The organism is Pseudomonas xantholysinigenes (genome assembly GCF_014268885.2).
In the GTDB taxonomy this organism is placed as follows: Bacteria; Pseudomonadota; Gammaproteobacteria; order Pseudomonadales; family Pseudomonadaceae; genus Aquipseudomonas; species Aquipseudomonas xantholysinigenes.
On sequence record NZ_CP077095.1, the window covers coordinates 1,619,057 to 1,640,600 of the forward strand.

At 60.2% G+C, this 21,544-nt stretch carries 12 protein-coding genes; 6 read left to right on the plus strand and 6 right to left on the minus strand.

Features of this window, described 5'->3' with window-relative positions:
• Positions 1-102 precede the first annotated feature (102 nt).
• The 3 genes from HU772_RS07390 to HU772_RS07400 are packed head-to-tail and all read right to left on the minus strand — an operon-like array spanning position 103 to position 7,642.
• The gene (locus tag HU772_RS07390) at positions 103-3,744 is read right to left on the minus strand and encodes a hypothetical protein (protein ID WP_186662793.1); all 3,642 of its coding nucleotides are present in this window, start codon (positions 3,742-3,744) and stop codon (positions 103-105) included.
• Between the two features lie 30 nt (positions 3,745-3,774).
• Positions 3,775-6,144, minus strand: a complete 2,370-nt coding sequence (locus tag HU772_RS07395; RefSeq protein WP_186662794.1) for a hypothetical protein — start codon at positions 6,142-6,144, stop codon at positions 3,775-3,777.
• A gap of 19 nt (positions 6,145-6,163) precedes the next feature.
• Entirely contained in the window at positions 6,164-7,642 is a 1,479-nt protein-coding gene (locus tag HU772_RS07400; protein WP_186662795.1) for a hypothetical protein, read from the minus strand.
• Between the two features lie 454 nt (positions 7,643-8,096).
• On the opposite strand from HU772_RS07400, the gene HU772_RS07405 reads away from it, so the two are divergent.
• Both HU772_RS07405 and HU772_RS07410 read left to right on the plus strand, forming a co-directional pair.
• On the plus strand, positions 8,097-12,212 hold the full coding sequence (locus HU772_RS07405) for an RHS repeat domain-containing protein (RefSeq protein ID WP_217858763.1): 4,116 nt from the start codon (positions 8,097-8,099) through the stop codon (positions 12,210-12,212).
• A gap of 5 nt (positions 12,213-12,217) precedes the next feature.
• A complete protein-coding gene (locus HU772_RS07410) occupies positions 12,218-12,709 on the plus strand; it encodes a hypothetical protein (protein ID WP_186662372.1) in 492 nt (163 codons plus the stop codon).
• A gap of 101 nt (positions 12,710-12,810) precedes the next feature.
• Here the strand turns inward: HU772_RS07410 and HU772_RS07415 are convergent, their stop codons facing one another.
• A complete protein-coding gene (locus HU772_RS07415) occupies positions 12,811-13,221 on the minus strand; it encodes a PA2817 family protein (protein WP_186662371.1) in 411 nt (136 codons plus the stop codon).
• A gap of 175 nt (positions 13,222-13,396) precedes the next feature.
• The gene (locus HU772_RS07420) at positions 13,397-15,844 is read right to left on the minus strand and encodes an acyl-CoA dehydrogenase (RefSeq protein WP_186662370.1); all 2,448 of its coding nucleotides are present in this window, start codon (positions 15,842-15,844) and stop codon (positions 13,397-13,399) included.
• A gap of 303 nt (positions 15,845-16,147) precedes the next feature.
• Here HU772_RS07420 and HU772_RS07425 point away from each other — a divergent pair, with 303 nt between their 5' ends.
• The 3 genes from HU772_RS07425 (at position 16,148) to HU772_RS07435 (ending at position 18,612) form a co-directional block, all read left to right on the plus strand.
• Complete coding sequence (locus HU772_RS07425) at positions 16,148-16,771, plus strand: glutathione S-transferase (protein WP_186662369.1); 624 nt, start codon at positions 16,148-16,150, stop codon at positions 16,769-16,771.
• 132 nt (positions 16,772-16,903) lie between these two features.
• Positions 16,904-17,836, plus strand: a complete 933-nt coding sequence (locus tag HU772_RS07430) for an ABC transporter ATP-binding protein (protein WP_186662368.1) — start codon at positions 16,904-16,906, stop codon at positions 17,834-17,836.
• A complete protein-coding gene (locus HU772_RS07435; protein ID WP_186662367.1) occupies positions 17,833-18,612 on the plus strand; it encodes an ABC transporter permease in 780 nt (259 codons plus the stop codon). The genes HU772_RS07430 and HU772_RS07435 overlap by 4 nt, the downstream gene beginning before the upstream one ends.
• Here HU772_RS07435 and HU772_RS07440 read toward each other — a convergent pair.
• Positions 18,496-19,137: a DUF2062 domain-containing protein gene (locus tag HU772_RS07440; protein WP_186662366.1), complete on the minus strand. Its 642-nt coding sequence runs from the start codon at positions 19,135-19,137 to the stop codon at positions 18,496-18,498. The two genes, HU772_RS07435 and HU772_RS07440, sit on opposite strands and share 117 nt — an antisense overlap.
• A 144-nt stretch (positions 19,138-19,281) precedes the next feature.
• Between HU772_RS07440 and HU772_RS07445 the strand changes: the two genes are divergently transcribed.
• Positions 19,282-21,495: a DNA internalization-related competence protein ComEC/Rec2 gene (locus HU772_RS07445; RefSeq protein ID WP_186662365.1), complete on the plus strand. Its 2,214-nt coding sequence runs from the start codon at positions 19,282-19,284 to the stop codon at positions 21,493-21,495.
• Positions 21,496-21,544: the final 49 nt, after the last annotated feature.

Below are 21,544 nucleotides of genomic sequence, written 5' to 3' on the forward strand. Positions count from 1 at the left end.
TTGAAAGGCATAAGGAAATGAACATCAAATAAAAATGTACCTAAGCGCACAAACACGACGAGGGCAACACCACTACACCTGACACTTAAATCAGCACAAACTCTAATCCTTGAAATCGTCAGCTATAATTTCCTTGATACCCAATACGTCGCGCCGCCGCACCCCCTCGCCCGAATACTCCACTTTCACGCCAGTGGTATTCCCCTGGGTATCGCGCAACTCAAATACCAAGGGCGCCTTGAACTTTTCTACATACTTACTTTTTGCACCAGAGAAGCTCAGCGAGCTTACACGATAGTTAGAAATTACCAAGCCACTTGCAGGCAGCCAGTCTGTGACTACTTCGTCGCTCGCCAGCGTTGTGAACTGACTATGCAATTGAGGTAGATTTTCATCAAAACACATAGATGTCGGTTTTTTTCCGCCATAGGGAGTGAAGACAAAGCCTGTATAACTGGCCATTATTTCAAGCGAGCTTTCATTTTCCCAAGTAACCATGCTCTCACGCCGCTCTGACGTGTCACCACCATGAAAAACGTTGCATTCTAAATATTTACCAGGGCCGCTCAGTGTCCAGTAATCTGTCGATTTATAGTTAAAATCATAGTCCTCGTCGTTAGGATCCTTAACAATTGGCTTGATTTGCTTAACCTTCAAATCAAATCTCCCCTCCGCCTCCGGCTTATGCTCGCGCAGTGTCACAATGACTTCGTCGCCCCCCCCTTGCTCATGCGGACTGTAGTACCAGCAACCATAGCGGTCCCGGAACCCCGCATAGAATGTTCCGTACGTCTCGCCGTGGGCACGGCTGTGTAGAAAAATGCTTTCCTTCTCGTCGATCTGCCCCCCGCCCGCAGCAGCCAGCCCTTGCGGCTTGGCCTGGTCATACTCGTTCGGCGCATCAGCCACCGCCCACTGCACGCCAACTTTATCGAGCCTGTCCTGCTTAGGCTCCAGGCAAGGGACGGCCTGATGAGTAGAAGTGGAATACAGTTGCAAGGTCTCCAGCTCATCCCGGCCGATAGATTCAATACCTTCGGCCTCGACATTGACCACGATTTCCAACTGCTGATAGCCGTTGGGGTACATGCTGCCATTACCACCAAATGCCGCTGCCTTTACCGTGAAATCCTTGATTGTTTGCCACGCAGCTCGCTCGCTCGGTCGATTGTGTACGAGGCTGGCCCCTTCGGCGATGACACTCCCAAGCCCCATAACCGTGGCGTGCACGGTATCGCTACCGGCAATCGCTGTTCCCGCGGTATACAGCCCTGATTTGGTTATCGTGCCCTTACCAGAAGTATGGCCTTCTGTTCGAGTCACCGACCACGTGACGGCCGATGGCGCCACCAACGGGAAGGTGAACTGAACATCACGCAGCGGCGTTACCTCGACGCCGCTGACTGGAATCAGGTCGAACTTCGGTGGCTCCTGCGCGGTACGCGCCACATCCGCCTTGCGTAACGCGCGGCCACGATTCACCTGCGCCCGTCGCACAGCCGGGAAGCTGTCCAGCGGCAGCGGCAGCACAATATGCCCTTCATGCACCTGCCCCCTGCGCTCAAAAGTTGCCACTATCAGTACAAAATGCTCGGCAGTTGCCGGGTCGGGCAGGTACATCCCCTCGTCGGTGACCTTACCAGGCCCTGTCCAGGACCAATCGGGCGTAATCGACGCGTCTCCATAGAACGCTTCCAGCTGCAATCCTTGCGCGTTACGCTGAGCTACGGCAGGCACAACTTCCAGGCCTGGGTCGTTGTGCACACCGAGCAAGACGCCCCTCTGGGTCTCGCCGGTCAAGCGGTTAAGCACTGCGACCTGATCGATCACATACGTCTTGTCGTCCTGCTGCGGACCGACCGTGAATACCGATTTGCTAGCGTCCTCTGCGTCTGGCTTGACTGTGCCACTCTGGCCTTCAACCGGGTCGACAATAGACCATTCGAGCTCCCCTGCCTGAGCACTTGCGACCGACAGATCGACTCGGGTCTGGGACTCATGTCCACGTATAAGCTGCACGAACAATGGCGTCATCAACAGCCCCACACTGTTCACACAGACCAACGCCGAACTTCGCCAGCCACTGACAGGGTGGGTCGCCACTACCTTGACCCGCAAGGTCGCCCCTTCGAACTGACTGGACAAGGGGGCAACATAGACACCTGGGCTCTTGAGTTCTCCCACAGCGCCGCTGTAACCGGGCAACGGCTCGATGTCCCAACGCAGTTTAGTGCCGTCATCAGGCTGAACCGTGAAGGTATGCTCCTGTCCTGATGCCAGTTGCGCTTCCTGCTCGACGATCTCGAAAACACCAACGGCATTGTCAAAGCCCCCAACCACAACCAGATTGTTGGGTGCGGCGCCTATTTGCCAGCGCAGGCTACGGCTGTCGAACAGTCGCAGGAACGGCAAGAGTTGCTCAGCGATACGAATCTGAAAGCGAGCATTGACAGCCTCCAGGTAGCGCAAACGGATAAAGGTCTCGATGGCCGCAGTCATGTCCTCCTGCAACGTCTCAGGCAACCCTGCAAAACACATAGAGCGCAGACCTGCTTGCTCGCTCCAGCGCGCCTGCAGCAGCTCTTTTTTCTGCTCGTCTTCCGAAAGCTGCAAGCCGTACTCCAGCAGTGGCTCGATCTCCACCTCATGCGGGACACTCACACCACCCATTACGCTGTAGCGGAAATTGACCTTGAACCTGGGCTGCCAACGCATGATCGCCTGGTCAGAGGAAAACTCGACCTTTAGCGCTTTGTTCCCGGTGGCCGCTGGCAATACCACGGGGTCGAAGTCATAGCTGATGTTCCGGCTGCTATAAGCCCCACCCGCAAGATGCAGCTCGCCCGCAGTTGCCGTGATGGAAGCCAAGGGCTGGCCGTTACTGGCCTGGTAGCTGAACCCCCCCTCCTGAAGCGCCGTCATGATACTTTGCCCGAACGCCACCCTGTGCAGCAGATGTTGCGACACCAGTACCGTGCAACGCTGTTTGGCGCCCTCCAGCCCGGCCAGGTAGGGGAAGGCGTTGCCGCCCACCGGTACCTCGCCCTTGCCGCCATGTTCGAGCTGCACAAACAGCAACAGGCTCTGTCGCGCCGGCCCGTCGTCGGCGGGAGCATCTGTACTGCTCTGCACACGCACCTCCAGGCGAGCGACCCGGCGCAGCGGGTTTTGCCCTGAAGGCTGCAGCAAGGCAAGGTCCAACTGCGCGGATGGCTCGGCCAAATTGCTGAGCATAGCGCCCAGTTCCCTGCCAGCGGCCGTGTCCTCGATGTCGCCCCCCCCCAAGGTCAACTCATGACCGGAGCCGGCGCGCAGGTCAGTGTTCAACGTTCCGCCCGCCAAGGTGATCGGCACCTCGAAACTGGGTTTGAGCGCATTCAGCGGTGTATGCGCGCTAAGCGACATCACATCGACGGAGTTTCTGGTCAGCAAATGGACCCCCCCTTCCATCGACACGCTCATTTTGATCCGGTTGTCGACGTAGTTGCTCGCGTCTGCCTCCAGCTTGGGGCTGGCAAGCCGGTAGCCGTCAAGATGATGCAGCAAGGGAGAGTTGGGTATCTCGACCTTGCCTTCCAGGCCGCCAGGCGCTTCACCCCCTGCGAACTTGCGCAACAGCGCTTGCAACACGTGGTCGTTAACCAGCTCGATCGGTAGCGCGACGATCATGTCCCAGCCAAGCATGTCGGCATTTTCGGAACTGGCCATCCATGTTTCGACCACCTTGGGAATCGTAGTATTCATGTGTGCTTCCTCGTTCACGCCTGAGCAGACTTATTCAGGCAAGGCATAGCGATGTAACGGCAGAGGCAGGATGACCACGCCGCGTACCCGTATTGGTTCACTGGCCGGACGCTTGGCGTCGTATTCTCTGATTTCGAGCTCGACCAGAGCGAATGGCGCATCCGAGGCGGGGTCCGGTTGGTACGTCGCCCTCACCTCGCCATCGACAGCAACGACACACCCAGGCCCCTTCACTGCCCATTCGACTTCATCTTCGGGATAAAGCTCGTGGCCTGGAACGCTCAGTTCCGCTGACCCTGCAGATTGATCGACCTTCACCTGAATTGTCTGCGGGTTGCTCATCAGGGTGATCAGATAAGCCGTGAAGGTAGCGCCGGACACGGGGTCGCTTACCACTACCGGGTCGATCACGTACGCCTGCCTGCCCTTGGCGGGTGCGGTGTACTTGACCGTTTTACCTGTGGCCAAAGCGAACTGGCCGGCTTGCGCGGTCCACCGCAGCGTATCGGGGTTGGCCGTCGCCGCGCTGGCGACCAGCGGTATTTCATCGCCTGGCTTACAGAATCGAACAAGCGGCGAGATCAACAGGTTTTCTCGGATCACCGTGGCCAGGCTGTAGCTCACCGCGCCGGTTGCCGTGGTGGCCTTGATCCGCTCACGCCACAAGGAGTCCTTGAGCTGGTCGGGCGAAGGCGCGGTGTAAAGCCCGGATCGCTCGTCGATGCGGCCTAACGCTGGCCCTGGTATTACTGGTTCGACATCCCACGTCACCCCCGATTTGCTCTGCGCCTCGAACTGCCGTTGTGCGCCGCTGCCAATGATCGGCCATGCCGGTGATACCTTCGGCGCATCCGCCGCCACGTTCACCTGCGCGAAGCGCGCCACATCGCAAGGTCCGCGAGTAAGGATCCCGAGCATGGATTCACCGAAGCCGAGCTCGATCAGGCTGTCGACCCATTCATTGACCGGCGTATCGATCAGCATCTGCTCATCAAGGTTGGCCACTGCCTTCCGGGCATAGTCCTTCATGTGAGCAGTACAGCGACTCAATACCGCCAGTGCGCTTCCTGACGGATCGGGATCGTGGTTGTACCTATATATCTTTTCAAGATAGGCCATGAGCTCCCGATCGAATTGCGCTGCATCGGGCGCTTCGAATACGCCATCTTCACGCACCACCCTTGCAGGTATTTCATCCACAACATCCACAACCTTGTAATGAGTGGTGTACTGGTACCTGAGCGTATGTGAATACGTACGTTTGGCATCTGCATCACTGCGCCCCCCCATCATGTCAATCTGGATGCTGACATCGATGTTCCAGGTCAGGTCCGCCCCTGTTTCCGTCAGGGCAATGACGAAATCCTGGTCCTTACAGTCGTCTGCGCGCTGCAAGGAAGGCACATGGGCGGCGTCTTTCAGTTTTCCAGGCGGCGTATTGATACTGACCCATATATCCCACCCCAAAACACCTTGATCAATAGAGTCTTCGAGCGGATCCATTTCAATATAGGCGTCGGGTACCGCCAGCCAACCCAGTAACTCATCGTTATAACAAATCCTCGGCGAGGATCCGAAGCGCTTCTGCAGCAGCGGTACCAGGGCCAACAGCATGACCCTGCGCGTGCTGAGCAACACCGTCGCATCGTAATCCGGATAATCGCTGGGTAGCAGATACTGGAAGCCAGCCCCACTGTGCGGGGGCTCCCCTTTATGATCAGGTTTGAGGCTGATGAAAATCACCACCGCGCCAGCCTGTTCGCCGTCATGCTCATCGTCAAACTGAGTACGCAAGGCAAACGAGTAGGGACGCAAGTGCTCTGGCGCATCGTTATTTAGTTGCCCCAAGACGTAGGCGCGCTGTGCGGGGTCCAGTTTTTTGAACAGTGCCTTGAACAGATCGCCACTAATGATGCGAACCTCTTCATCATCATCAATATCTATCGAAAAATTTTCACTATTACTCAGATCCAACAACAGACGGCCATCTTCTTCGATCAGCCCACCCGCCTCTTTCAACAATACATCAAGCGTGAGCACTGGCCCATGCAACGGCGTAATCGCCTCCAGGCTGTAGACTTGCCAACCATTGGGGATAGCAGAAATTGTCACCAGGCGCCCAGCAATGACGACCATGTTCAAGCGCGCGCGCGAGTCATCAAGCCCCCGGTCAGCAAACGACAGGCGTGGCCAGTCCAATAAAAAGTCATGCATGTAATAGGTCAATACGCCATTGACCACTACCGGTGCAGAAAAAGTGGGCAAGTAGCTGCCATCGGTGAAGCTCTTTATGTAGACATGTTCAAGTAGATGATTCACTTTACCGGCGTGCAAGGCTGCCACAACATCCCAGCTGAACACGCGACTCTTGATCTTTAACCATTCGATCAGCTTGTACAAATTAGCCACACCCACCTCACTACTCAGTTATCACGATGTCAACATCAGTAAAGCTAAAGTACCTACCTTCGCCATTATCGAAATTCACTTCACATGTAAAACGAATGGTCTTGCCTTTCTGCTGATCGATAGCCAAATAACTCAGACTGCCACCGATGCTTTCATCTTTAAGATCATCCTCCGTGACCGGCCTTTTCACCAAATCGTATTGGCGATCGCTTATATACGCCCTTATCCACACAAGTTGACCCGGCGCCATCAGCGGCCAAGCGCCGATCTTGACATCCACGTTGTTCCCATCCAAACGCGCAAGTGATAAACCTTTGCTGCCGCCGGCAGCCGGGACCTGTATCCTAGGGAAATTGTTTGCTATATCGTCGCCCGACACCTTGAACGTGACTGGCGTTTCACCTGAATAGACACGCTCACCCACGCCCACCGAGTAATAGGCCTTCACCTCCGGCCTTTCCAATAAAACGCCCAGCTGTTTCGGACTAAAGTAAAACACAAAATAATTTTCTCGCACCGCGTACGCCGTGGATTCTGCAAAGCTGGTTCTGACTGTTTCCGCCCCTGAGCCTGTTACAGTCCCAAGATGTACAACTATCGGAGTGTTCGAGGTAGCGTCACTGATAGGCACGCGGACCTCGTACCCCATCCTTAATAGCCGGAAACTCTGGACATTTGAAGCTATTGGGTCCTCAAGCGTTCGCGTACTTTCCACATTGAACAGCAACGCATGCGTTCTAAAAGAACGATTGGCGCCAGCATACTGAATCCTCAACGACCGCCTACCTGTGTTAGCGCCAAGCCAACTTGCAGGCACCTTGAGTTGCAACGGGGCTCCTGACGGTACTGGTCCAAGCCTCGCCCAAGTCGCCACACCATCGTCCGCGTCAAATACGACAACGCTATCACCGAGCTTTGCCTCACCAGCGTCGGAGGCTATCAGGGCGACAGCGTCTACCCATTCATCGGCAAACAGCGTGTGCTGGGTGACATCCTTGAAGTGCGGCGCTCGCAAAAAATGTGATTCCTTTGCCCCACGCTCAATAAAAATATTCTGAATCAACGAAGACGCTATCTCTACTTCGTCACGAATCAAGCGAACAAACAACCCGACATAACAGCCCACCAGATCAATCGGCTGCTCAAAGTTGCTACGCGGCACTTTGAACAGCACTGGCTTTGCCACGTCCTCGCCACCTATGTTTTCCGTAAATTCTTTCGGCGTAAACGGATCCCCCTCATAGGGATATGCCTCGAGCATCAGAATTAACTGATCGCCTGCTGCCATGCCGAGATAAGGCATGACGGCAACAGGAAGGTTCTCTTCGACTTCATTAAGATCTAGCGTCAACCGAGGCCTGGGTGGACTCACTTCGCGATTCTCACGAATATCCAGACAACACGGAACAACGACTTGTTCGTCCAAGCGAGGATACACTTGAACCAACTGCTGCAGATCAGGGGCGTTAAAAGTCGCTAGACGTTCCATAAAAAGCTCCTACATTCTATTCGGCTCGGCGCCGACATGTCTCGATGAGGCTGTTTTACGGTAGAAATTACTCTGTGAAAACTGGTAAATTTACCAGGTACCCCTTCGAGATCACTGACAGTAATCTCGCACCCAATCACGTACCCGACAGCTATTGTCCTGTCTCGGAAATAAGCTGTTCACTTTTGGCGGCGTCTTGGGCGCCCGGCCCGCGTTGCCACTCGCCAAAAGAGAACATATCTCCGAAACAGGACACTAGGCTCTGTACGAAAAGCCTTGATACTCGGTGATGCTGCGTTGAAAACAGCCTCGGAATGCTCATTTACAACCCGTAAAGTCGTACGCGACTCCGACCGTTCCTCGGCTGTTTTCGCCTTGCCTGACCTTCGTCTCAAGACTTTTCATACAGACCCTAGCCAGTGCCAGGATAGGGTTCATAAAGGAGCCTCGACCGATGTCCACCAGTACTTCTTTGCATTCCAACGCCTTCAACTTCATGGGCTATCTGCAAGGCGGTGTCGACCCGCGCACGGGCCAGTACACGGTTTCCATCAGCCTGCTCGAGGCCAAGGTCAATGCCCTGCAAGGCCCCGACCTGCCCCTGGCGCTGTTCTTCAGCCCCCTCAACCCGTTCGACTCCGGTTACGGGCTCGGCTGGAACCTGCAGCTGTCGCAGTACGACACCGCCACCCAGGTCATCTCGGCGCACAGCGGCGGCAGCTTCCGCCGCACCGGCTCGGAGGGCAGCCGGTTATTGATGCGCGAGCAGAAAATCGATGACTTCCGGCTTTTCGACGAGGGTGGCGGTAACTACCGCCTGGTACACCGCTCGGGCCTGGTAGAACGCCTGGTCAAGCAGCCCGGCAGTGATCTGGCCCTGCCGCAAGAGGTCTATGGCGACAAAGGCCACGTGCTCAAGCTTGAATACCTGCAGTTCAGGGACAAAGACAACAAGATTCACCCCCGCCTGGCGCTGATCAAGGATCACAACGACAAGGTCGTGCTGCGGATCGACCGCCAGACCGATGGCCTCGACATCCACCTCAACCCCAACGACAGTGGCAACGCCAAGGCCAGCTACCACCTGCAGCTGGACAACCTCAAGCGCGTGAGCCGCGTGGTGCTGCCCACCACGGAGGCGGCGTCCTGGCGTTACCAGTATGAGGAGATCGAAAAATTACACGTCATCAAGGAAGTGGATACGCCCATCGGCGCCAATGAGGTCATCACCCACAGCCGCGTTGCCAGCAATCATCATCGCGTGCCCGAGAAAGCCGGGGGCGGTTACCTGCCCCGGGTCTTGCAGCATGTCATCAAGCCCAGCAGCGGGCAACACGACACCTTGACCATTGTCTATGCCTATGCGCTGAGCAAGGGCAATGGGTACAGGGCGGGCAACAACTTCCTGGGTGCCAACCTGACCCACAACAAGCCGGACTATGGCCTGGACTACTTGTTCAGTTCGGTGGGCACCTACGCCTACGGCTCGACCGAGACACGCACGAAGCAGGGCGAGGAGCACAAGATCGAGCGCGAGTACAACCGTTTCCACCTGCTGGCCCGCGAGGAGACCACCCACACCGATACCAAGACCCAAGTCACCTCCACCGAAATGACTGAAACGGCTTATTACAGCAACGGCGGTTATTTCCATGAGGACCACGCCTATTGCCAGTTGCCGGGGATCACCACGCGCACCTGGAAGCGCAACAGCGGCATGTCTTACCTCGAAGGGGACATCCGCCTGTACAAGCCAGACGGCAACCTGGAGAGCGAGGCTCAGGTGCATGGCGATCCACGCATCGACAAGCCGGTGCTTGGCCTGACCAAGGCCTACGAGTGGTATGCGACCGGCGGCGAGGGCGCCGATCCGCGCGACCCCAACTACTTCACGCCACGCCTGAAACGCACCGCACGGATTCCCGACCCTACCGCCGCGCACAAGGATGCGCCGACGCTGTACCAGCACTACAGCTACGAGAAGGCCGCTGCGCTGCCCGGTAACGGGCCAAAATCCTGGCACCGGATCAAGCGCGAGGTGCTGTCGCTGAGTGAGACCGAATCGGGCGATGGGGTGCAGGCGACCGATTACGCCTATTTCGATACGCCCTCCCAGTCCCAGACCCATGGCAGGGTAGAGTCCGAAACCGTCACCCTCAACGGCAAGCCCACCGTCACCGCCTACTGCTATGACTGCGAGGAAGCACCGGGCAAGCGTGTCAGCGCACCGGTGGATCTCCCGGCGCACGTCAAGGCACTGCAACGCAGGATCAAGCTTCTGCAGCGCAAGTTGCTCGATGACGAGCCTCTGCTGACGACCTTCCAGACCGTGACCGGGTGGGACCACAAGGAGGACGGCAGCCCGGAGGAGTCGCGGCAGAAGACCATGACATTGACCCATTCGCTGCTTACCGGCGAGCCGGTGCTCAATGCCGACGACAACGATGTGCAGATCCACTACGAGTACGATCAGTTGCGCCGGGTAACGGCCGAAACCGTGGCACCTGACGATGACGCCTTCAAGGCGACACGCCATTACACCTACACCTTGTGCAGCAAACTCGGCGATCAGGCGCAGCAGACCCGGCAGGATGTCAACGAGGTCATCACCCTTACCACGCTTGACGGCCTCAATCGTGTGGTGAAGGAAGAGCGCCAGGACAAGGACTTTGACGCTGGCAACTTCCGTTTGCTGTACACCGCCGTCTACAACACGCTTGGGCAATTGACAGAGCAGACCGAGTACGACTGGCATGAGAAGACTCTTGTGCCCCTGAAATCGACATTCGAGTACGACATCCGGGGCCAGCAGCGCGCGGTGACGGGGCCCGACAACGTCAAGCTAGTCGAAGAGACCGATCCGGTCGGCACGGCTGAGAGCAAGGGCAGGCGAGTGCTGACGTGGCGAGAGGAAGGCACTGGAGCGAATCCGAAGAAAACCGGCGTTACCGAGACTTGGTTCAATCGGTTCGACGAGCCGGCTCGGATTGAGCGGCGCGATCTGGGCAATCGCCGGCTCAGCCTGCAGGTCAATGGCCACGATGGTCTCGGTCGGCTGGTTGAGCAGGTCGTGGGCGATACGGTCAAGCGGACTACGAAGTTTGCCTATGACCACTTCAATCGAAACCTCGATACGACACTGCCTGACGGCGCCCTCGTCACGCGAAAATATGCAGATCACAGCAGTGAGGACCTGCCGATCAGTATCACCGTGCAGGAATCCGCCGTGGCCGAAGCGAAGGAGCTGGGTACCCGGGGCTTCGATGGGTTGGGCAGGATAGTAGTGTCCATAACTGGAGGTCGGGAGCAGACGTATGTCTATGATGCGGGTGTACGAAAAGCCAAGATCATGACAACGCCGGAAGGCGAGATTCATTTTACCTATGAGCTCAAGCTCAGCGAGAACCCCGTATCGCGCGTGCTGGGCGCCACTGCTGGCGGGCTTGCGGTGGTCTACGACTACGACAAGAAGAATGCACGCCTGAACGGCTGGACCATGCCGCCGGAAAGTGAGCGTCCCTGGCAGAAGCTCGAGCGCAAGTATTACCAGACTGGCCAGATCAAAAGCGAAACCTGGACACAGCACGCCAATGGTGATGAAGGCGCTCCACCGATAGGTGAATCGCAAGCCCAGCACTATGTTTACAGCCACCGAGGGCGCTTGCTCAGCTACACCGATGTCCTGGGCCAAATCCAGACCAACGACTACTACCCTACCGGGCAGTTGCAAAAGACCACGTTGAAGGACAAGACCGGCAAGGTGTTGCTGGAAACTGACTTTACCTACTACGAACTTGGGCAGCTCAAGTCGCACACCACGCATGACCGTGAGGCTGGGCAGTCACTGGCCACCGAGTTGACGTACGACGAGTTCGATCGTGAGACCGAGCGCAAGTTCACGGCTGGGTCGATGGTGCAGACGCTGGCACAGACCTACGATGACGTGGACGCAATGAAGAAGCGTACGTTGTCCGAGGGGGGCGTGAACCTGCGGGTCGAGGATTATGAGTACGACAAGCGCCAGCGCCTGGAGAAATATACCTTCACCGGCCGTAATATTGACAACGACCCCTACCAGCCACAAGACCCTTATGGCAACTATATTACCGGGCAGCAGTTCACCTTCGATGCCTTGGACAATATCACTAAGGTGGTGACTGTGTTTGTCGGTGGCTCAAATACGGCGACCTATCATTTCGAGGGCAAGGACCCGGCGCAGTTGAGCAGAATCACCAATAAAGCCACAGGCTCGACGGCGCGCACGTTGAACGGCTACCCGGAGGAAATTGTTCTGGAGTATGACGGAAATGGCAACCTGGTTGTCGATGAGCAGGGGCGTGCGCTCACGTACAACGCGCTTAATCAGTTGTTGTCCGTGAGCGAGGGTGGAAAAGCAATTGCCTCGTACCTCTATAATCCGCAAAACATTCTGATGGCCGCGGATGAAGAGCAGCGTTTCTATCTGGGCGATGAATTGACCGCGCTCAAGACCCGCGATGGAGGAACGCGCATCAGTACTTCGCCGGCGGGGCCGTTGGCTGAAACGACAGTGTCGCAGGGGCAGGAGTGATGGCGATGAAATATATAGTATTGAGTGTAACAATGCTGTTGAGTACGGCGCTGGCAGCTGCTTCAGGTACCCAGCTTCCGCACGAAAATACAGTCGGGGGTCAGCGTGTAGAAGGGAATGTCATAATTTACGATAAAGAGTTGAGGAGGTCTTGCTCGCTCCAGCCTATAGCGGGAGTGAACGAGGTGTACAGATTTGGCTCCGGCAAGACCTGTACATCACTACCCAGTGATGAAGCCTATTATTTTAAAATAGACGGGGTGCCGTCCGCGGTGCTCGTCACTTTTTACGATTCCCCCGACTGTTCCTCCGATGTTGGTAATTTCGCCTTCATGGTGCGTACAACGCAAAGCCCAACAACGCTTAACGAAATACTGCTCAGTGATGCCCACGAGAAACCAGCGGGGACAATACTTGGCCCCGGGCTAAGATTGGAGTGGAAGACAGGGTCAGGGCAAGTGGGAGGCAAGCTGTCCTGTGTAAGAATAGAGCACTGATTATGTGAATATTGTTCAACTGCTGGGGAAATTAAGCAGACACAACCAGTGATGAGCCAGAAGCCCATGGCACGCCACGTAGTGCCATGGGCATTTTCCTGTCAGTGAGACGTATCTCCGTTTGCGCGCTGGGCACGTTGCTTTTCCAGGTGCCATTCGAAGGTTTCACCTCGTTGCTCAGCAAGGTAACGACGTTCTTCCAGTTCCTGGTACAAGGCCAGCTCTTCATCCGGCATGAAATGCAGGCAGTCGCCGGCAAAGAACCACAGCAAGTCGCGCGGCACCAGGTGGGCGATCTGCGGGTAGCGCTGGATCACCTGGCAGATCAGGTCCTGGCCCAGGTACTGGCTTTGCAGCGGGTCCTGGGGCAGCAGGGTGAGCAGTTCGTCGAAGCGCTCGAGGAACAGGGCGTGGCTTTCCTCCGGGACCTGTTCGGCTTCCCCCAGCGCGGCCAGGATGGTGCGCAGGTGGTGGAGCAGTTGCAGGTGGTATTCCAGGTGGGGGTTGGCCATGGCGGCGCTCCTCGGTGGTTGAAACGGGGGGGCGGAGTATACGCCGGTTTTGTACAGGCTGGCAGCGCAGTAGCCTGTACTGGCGTTATCGCGGGGCAAGTCGCATCGGCGCACCGCCGCGTTGCGTCAATAGCCTGTGGGAGCGGAATTGCCCCGCGATGCGGTCGACGAATGCTCAGCGCACTTTGCCAGCCTCGGGCAGCAGCACTGCCTTGTCGAACGCATCCACATCGATCACCACCCGCCGTGCCTGCTCAGCCTGGCGCAGGCGCTGACCTTCCTCCGCTTGCAATACGCCGGCTTCGATGGCGGCGTCGATCAGCGACTGCCCTGGTGCCGCCTGCACGTTGCCTTCCTTGACCGCCTGATGCAGCGCCTTGTGCAGCGGGGCAGCATCGTCCAGCAGGTCGCAGGCTGTCTGCAGCGCGGCCACCGGGTCGCCGTCGGCTTGAGGCCTGAAGCAGCCCGCCAGCAGCTCTTCCAGTGCCGGGTCGCCCTTGCTGCGGCCGATCAGCGCCGCTACCTCGGCATCCAGTTCATCACTGGGCCCGGTATGCCGACGACCGAACGGGAACACCAGCACCCGCAGGGCGCAGCCCAGGAAACGGTTGGGGAAGTTGTCGAGCAGTGCATCGAGAGCCTTTTCCGCTTGGCCCAGGCTTTCCTCCAGCGCCCAGCGCAGCAACGGGCGCAGGTACTCGGGCGAGCCGAGGTCGTGGTAGCGCTTGAGCGCGGCGCTGGACAGGTACAGGTAGCTGAGCACATCGCCCAGCCGGGCGCTCAGGCGTTCGCGGCGCTTGAGCGCGCCGCCGAGTAGCATCATCGACAGGTCGGCCAGCAGGGCAAACGCCCCCGCCTGGCGGTTCAGCGCGCGGAAGTAACCCTGGCTCAAAGCATCGCCCGGAACCTTCTCGAAATGCCCCAGGCCCAGGCCCAGCACCAAGGTGCTGGCGGCGTTGCCGGCGGCGAACAGGATGTGCTGCAGCAGCAGGTCGTCGAACTCGTTCAACGCCTGGTCGTGGTCCTCGCGCCCGGCCAGGGCCATTTCCCTAAGCACGAACGGGTGGCAGCGGATCGCGCCCTGGCCGAAGATCATCAGGTTGCGCGAGAGGATGTTGGCCCCTTCGACAGTGATGAAGATCGGCGCGCCTTGCCAGTTGCGGCCCAGGTAGTTGTTCGGGCCCATGATGATGCCCTTGCCGCCGTGCACGTCCATGGCGTGCTGGATGCATTCGCGGCCGCGCTCGGTGAGGTGGTACTTGAGGATCGCCGACAGCACCGAGGGCTTTTCGCCCAGGTCCACGGCCTTGGCGGTGAGCAGGCGGGCGCTGTCCATCAGCCAGGCGTTGCCGCCGATGCGCGCCAGGGATTCCTGGATGCCTTCGAAGGCCGCCAGCGGCACGTTGAACTGTTCACGAACGCGCGCGTACTGGCCGGTGACCAGGCTGGTGTACTTGGCCGCGCCCGTGCCCACGGCCGGCAAGGAGATCGAGCGGCCCACCGACAAGCAGTTCATCAGCATCATCCAGCCCTTGCCGAGCATGGCCTGGCCGCCGATCAGCAGATCCAGCGGGACGAACACGTCCTTGCCGCTGTTGGGACCGTTCATGAATGCCGCGCCCAGCGGCAGGTGGCGCCTGCCGATCTCGACGCCGGGGGTGTCGGTGGGGATCAGCGCCAGGCTGATGCCCAGGTCTTCTTGCTCGCCCAGCAGATGGTCTGGGTCGTAGGCCTTGAACGCCAGGCCGAGCAGGGTGGCGACCGGGCCCAGGGTGATGTAGCGCTTTTCCCAGTTCAGGCGCAGGCCGATGACTTCCTCGCCCTGCCACTGGCCCTTGCAGACGATGCCGGTATCGGGCATGGCGCCGGCATCCGAGCCGGCCAGCGGGCCGGTGAGGGCGAAGCAGGGGATCTCTTCGCCGCGGGCCAGGCGTGGCAGATAGTGGTTGCGTTGTTCGTCGGTGCCGTAGTGCAGCAGCAGTTCGGCCGGGCCCAGGGAGTTGGGCACCATCACCGTGGAGGCCAGGTCGCCGCTGCGGGTGGCCAGTTTCATCGCCACCTGGGAATGGGCATAGGCCGAGAAGCCCTTGCCACCGTATTCCTTGGGGATGATCAGGGCGAAGAAGCCGTGCTGCTTGATGAAGTCCCAGGCTTGCGACGGCAGGTCGAGGTCCTGGCCGATCTGCCAGTCGCTGACCATGGCGCACAGCTGCTCGGTGGGGCCGTCGATGAACGCCTGTTCTTCCTCGCTCAGCTTGGGCGCGTCGTAGCCGAGCAGGGTGTTCCAGTCGGGGCGTCCGCTGAACAGGTGGCCGTCCCACCACACGGTGCCGGCGTCAATGGCTTCGCGCTCGGTCTGCGACATTGGCGGCAGGGTGCGCTGGAACCAGCTGAACATCGGCGTGGTGAACAACTTGCGGCGCATCTCCGGCAGGACGAAGAAGGCGGCCTTGAGGGCGATCACCACCCAGATCAGCGTCAGCAGCCAGCCCGGCGCGCTGCTGAACAGGCCCATGAGCAGGGTGTAGGCGGCGATCGCCGCGAGGATCTGCAAGGGCGCCAGGCGCCGATGCAGGAGATACGCGGCGCCTAGCACCAGGACCAGCAACCACAACAGCAACATGATTCTTCCTCCTTGGAAGCGGGGCGGATGGCCAATCCACAGAGCTTAGACGCGCTGGGGCAGATGGCCTGCCTAGGAAATGACAGGGCGGGGCGTTGGGAGTTCGTTCGGTGACTGTCGATGGATCCTGCGGCCGCTTTCCGACCGGTTCGACGCCTCGGCAAGGTCGCTCAGGAGTGCGCGTGTCCCTGTAGGAGCGGCCTTGTGCCGCGAAAGGGCTGCGCAGCAGCCCCTCGGTTTCACTGGCACTCTCCACTTCGTGGAGTAGACTGTCCGACCTCTCGCATACATAAGGACGTTGCCATGCTGAAGATCTGGGGTCGCAAGAATTCGAGCAATGTACGCAAGGCGTTGTGGATTGCCCATGAGCTGGGCCTGGACTTCGAGGCCATCGACGCCGGTGGCGCCTTTGGCGTGGTCAACGAGCCCGACTACCGTGCCCGCAACCCCAATGGCCTGGTGCCCATGCTCGAAGATGGCGACCTGGTGCTGTGGGAATCCAACGCCATCGTCCGTTACCTGTGCGCCGAATATGGGGCCGAGCAGGGCTGGTACCTCGAGGATCCGCGCCAGCGCGCCTTGGCCGACAAGTGGATGGACTGGAACACCTCGTCCTTGGCCGGGCCATTCCGCCCGTTGTTCTGGGGCATGCTGCGCACCCCCGAGGAGCAGCGCGACTGGGTGGCGATCAACGCCGCGCACAAGCAGTGCGCCGAGTTGCTGGCCATCGCCGACGCGACCCTGGCCAAGCAGCCCTACCTCTCCGGCGAGCAGATCGGCATGGGCGACATTCCCCTGGGCAGCTTCATCTATGCCTGGTTCGAAATGCCCATCGAACGCCCGGCCATGCACCACCTCGAAGCCTGGTATGAACGCCTCAAGCAGCGCCCGGCCTACCAGGCGGCGGTAATGACCGCGCTGACCTGAGGGCACTTCGATAGTCATTATCAATAGATGTGACTGTACTTGTGCGGCCAGCCCTTGCACCATGGCCGCACGCACTGCGCCAGTGACTTCGCCTGGCGTGTCCTGAACCTTTTTTTCGGTACCTGACCCGCTATGAGTTCCGCCCTGTCCATTCGACAGCTGACCAAGACCTACGGCAACGGTTTCCAGGCCCTCAAGGGCATCGACCTGGACGTCTCCGAAGGCGACTTCTTCGCCTTGCTCGGCCCTAACGGCGCGGGCAAATCCACCACCATCGGCATCCTCTCGACCCTGGTGAACAAGACCAGCGGCACGGTCAACGTGTTCGGCCACGACCTGGACCGCGAGCCTGCGGCGCTCAAGCGCTGCCTGGGCGTGGTGCCCCAGGAGTTCAACTTCAACCAGTTCGAGAAGACCTTCGACATCGTCGTGACCCAGGCCGGCTACTACGGCATCCCGCCCAAGCTGGCCAAGGAGCGCGCCGAGCAATACCTCACGCAACTGGGGTTGTGGGACAAGCGTGATGTGCAGTCGCGCTCGTTGTCCGGCGGCATGAAGCGCCGGTTGATGATCGCCCGAGCGCTGATCCACGAACCGCGCCTGCTGATCCTCGACGAGCCCACCGCCGGGGTGGACATCGAGCTGCGCCGTTCGATGTGGAGCTTCCTCACCGAGCTCAACCAGAAAGGCATCACCATCATCCTCACCACCCACTACCTCGAAGAGGCCGAGCAGCTGTGCCGCAACATCGGCATCATCGACCACGGCACCATCGTCGAGAACACCAGCATGCGCCAGTTGCTGGGCAAGCTGCATGTCGAGACCTTCGTCCTCGACCTCAAGCACGACCTGCCTGCCGCGCCTGAGCTACAGGGCTACCCGTGCCGGTTGATCACCCCGCATACCCTTGAGGTGCAGGTGGACAAGGACATCGGCATCACCGCGCTGTTCGGCCAGCTGGCGCTGAAGCAGATCGAGGTGCAGAGCCTGCGCAACAAGACCAACCGACTCGAGGAGCTGTTCGTGTCCCTGGTGGAAAAGAACCTGTCGAAGGTGGCCGTATGAGTGTGGAACTGCGCACTAACTGGGTCGCCCTGAACACCATTGTCTACCGCGAAGTGCGGCGCTTTTTGCGGATCTGGCCGCAGACCCTGCTGCCGCCGGCGATCACCATGGTTCTGTATTTCGTGATCTTCGGGAACCTGATCGGCCGGCAGATCGGTGACATGGGCGGTTTCACCTACATGGAGTACATCGTGCCGGGGCTGATCATGATGTCGGTGATCACCAACTCCTATGGCAACGTGGTGTCGAGCTTCTTCGGCAGCAAGTTCCAGCGCTCCATCGAGGAACTGATGGTATCGCCGGTATCGCCGCACACCATCCTCGTCGGCTATGTGCTGGGCGGCGTGCTGCGCGGGCTGGCGGTGGGAGTGATCGTGACGATTCTCTCGATGTTCTTCACCCACTTGCAGGTGCATCACCTGGGCGTGACCATCGTCGTGGTGCTGCTGACCGCGACCATCTTCTCGCTGCTGGGCTTCGTCAACGCGGTGTTCGCCCGCAACTTCGACGACATCTCGATCATCCCGACCTTCGTGCTGACGCCGCTGACCTACCTGGGCGGGGTGTTCTATTCGATCAACCTGCTGCCGCCGTTCTGGCAGACCGTGTCGCTGGCCAACCCGGTGCTGCACATGGTCAACTCGTTCCGCTACGGCATCCTAGGGGTGTCGGACATCAGTATTGGCACGGCGATCAGCTTCATGCTGGTGGCCACCGCTTTGCTCTATGTGCTGTGCGTGCGCCTGCTGGTCAGCGGTCGCGGCATGCGTGCCTGAGCTGCGGGGGAGGGCACAGCGGCACTGGCGCCGGCGCCACTGCCGGCCCACCCACCAGCGCCAGTAGCCCATGGTGGTGAAGTAGGCGAGTATGCCGAGCACCACTCCGCACACCACCGAGCCCAGCAGGAACGGTTGCCAGATCGTTGCCAGCTGGTCGGTGACCCAGTCGACGGTGATCTCCTCGGGCAACGTGCGCGGCGGTACCTGCATCAGCCAGGCGCCGGTCATGTAGGTGACGAAGAACACCGGTGGCATGGTCAGCGGGTTGGTCAGCCACACCAGGCTCACCGCGATCGGCAGGTTGCCGCGCACCGGAATGGCCAGCGCGGCGGCCAGCAGCATCTGCATGGGAATGGGGATGAGCGCGGCGAACAGACCGACACCCATGGCCCGGGCCACCGAATGGCGATTCAGGTGCCAGAGGTTGGGATCGTGCAACAGCGTGCCGAAAAAGCGTAAGGACTTGTGTTCGCGGATGCTGGTCGGGTCCGGCATGTAGCGTTTGAACAGACGGCGCGGCATGTGGGCTCCCGGCGGGGTTGAAGGGCGTCAGTATGCCTTGATTGAAGCGCAGCCTCGTTCAGAGTTTGTGACAATTGATTAGCAGGATTTCCCTCCCAATCGACTAAGCCTCAGGGGCGTTTTTCGTTTCTGGAGCTCTATCTCATGCGCACAGGGATGCTGGCGTTCGCCCTCGGGCTGTTGAGTCTGCGATTTCTCCCGGCATTGCCGCCGGACGGATGGTTGTTGGCCCTGTTGCTGTGCGGCCTGGCGTGCCTGCGCAGCCGGGGCTGGCCGCTCGGTTGTTGGGTGCTGGGCCTGTGCTGGGCCTGCTGGTCGGCGCAGCAGGCGTTGGATGATCGCCTGGCCCCCGCGCTGGAAGGTCGAACCCTGTGGCTGGAAGGGCGGGTGGTGGGGTTGCCGACGCGCACCGAGCAGGGTGTACGTTTCGAGCTGGCGCAGCCACTGTCACGCCGGGCCGCGTTGCCCAAGCGTTTGCAGCTGAGCTGGTTCGCCGGCCCCGAGTTGCGCGCCGGCGAACGTTGGCGGCTGGCGGTCAACCTGCGCCGGCCCGCGGGCTTGCTCAATCCCCATGGCCCGGATCGCGAAGCCTTGTTGCTGGCGCAGCGCATCGGCGCGACTGGCACGGTCAAGGCCGGCGAGCGTCTGGGCGCGGCGCCGCCCGGCTGGCGTGATGCCCTGCGCCAGCGCCTGCTGGCCGTGGACGCCCAGGGGCGAGAAGCGGCGCTGGTGGCCTTGGTGCTCGGTGATGGGGGAGGGTTGGCGCGTCAGGATTGGCAGGTCCTGCAGGCCACCGGCACCGTGCATCTGTTGGTCATTTCCGGTCAGCACATCGGTTTGCTGGCCGGGCTGATGTATGGCCTGGTGGCCGGGCTTGCGCGCCTGGGGGCCTGGCCATCGCGCCTGCCCTGGCTGCCCTGGGCTTGCGCCTTGGCGATGGCGGCTGCGCTGGGTTACGGCTGGTTGGCCGGGTTTGGCGTGCCCGTGCAACGGGCGTGTCTGATGCTGGCCGTGGTATTGCTCTGGCGCCTGCGCTTTCGCCATCTGGGGGCGGGGCTGGCGCTGTTGCTGGCACTGCTGGGCGTCTTGCTGATCGAGCCGCTGGCCAGTTTGCTGCCAGGGTTCTGGCTGTCGTTCGCCGCGGTGGCGGTGCTGGTGTTGTGCTTCTCGGCCCGTCTTGGTGGCTGGCGGCCGTGGCAGGCCTGGACGCGAGCGCAGTGGGTGATTGCCGTGGGGTTGTTGCCGTTGCTGCTGGCGCTGGGGTTGCCGATCAGCCTGACGGCGCCGTTGGCCAATCTGCTGGCGGTGCCCTGGATCAGCCTGGCTGTGTTGCCACTGGCGTTGCTGGGCACGGCCATGTTGGCGGTGCCTTGGCTGGGGGAGGGCATGTTGTGGCTGGCAGGGCTTGCCCTGGATGGCCTGTTCCAGTGCCTGGCGTGGGGCGCGCGGCGCCTGCCCGCCTGGGTGCCCGAGCCTTTGCCGTTGTGGGCCTGGCTGTTGGTCGCGCTGGGCGCGCTGCTGGTATTGCTGCCGCGCGGCGTGCCTTTGCGCATGCCGGGCGCGGTGCTGTTGCTGGCGCTGTGGGCGCCGCGTGAGCAGGTGCCCCATGGTCAGGTGCAAGTATGGCTGCTTGATGTGGGGCAAGGGTTGGCGGTGCTGCTGCGTACCCGCCGGCACGCGCTGCTGTATGACGCTGGGCCGGCCCTGGGCGCTAGCGACCTGGGTGACAGCGTGGTGCTGCCGACCTTGCGCCGGTTGGGGGTGAAACAGCTGGACCTGATGCTGATCAGCCACGGCCACGCCGATCACGCTGGCGGAGCCGGGGCCTTGAGGCGGGGTCTGCCGGTCAAGCGGGTAATGGCGGGCGAGGTAGCGGGGCTTGCGCCCGCGCAGCGCTGCGCCAGTGGCGAGCGCTGGCAATGGGATGGCGTCGACTTCGAGCTGTGGCAGTGGGCTCAGGGGGCTTCGAGCAACGATCGCTCTTGTGTGCTGCGGGTGGTTGCCAATGGCGAGCGCCTGCTATTGGCGGGCGACATGGAGGCCGGCGCGGAGCGGGCCTGGCTGGCGGCTAGCGAGGACCTGCGGATCGATTGGTTGCAGGCGCCGCACCATGGCAGCCGCACATCGTCCACAGAACCGTTCATCAAGGCGCTGGTACCGCGGGGGGTGATGATTTCCCGTGGGCGACACAATGGCTTCGGGCATCCTCATGCGCAGGTAATCGAACGGTATCGGCGACATGGGGTGGTAGTGCATGACACGGCGGTGGAGGGGGCGTTGCGGTTGGTGCTGGGGAATCATGGTGAGGTTGAGGGCGTGCGTGGGCAGCGGCGGTTCTGGCGCTCTATCGAGGATTGAGCCGGGGGCTGCAAAGCAGCCCTGGAGCTCGCCAGGCCAACCCAGGATT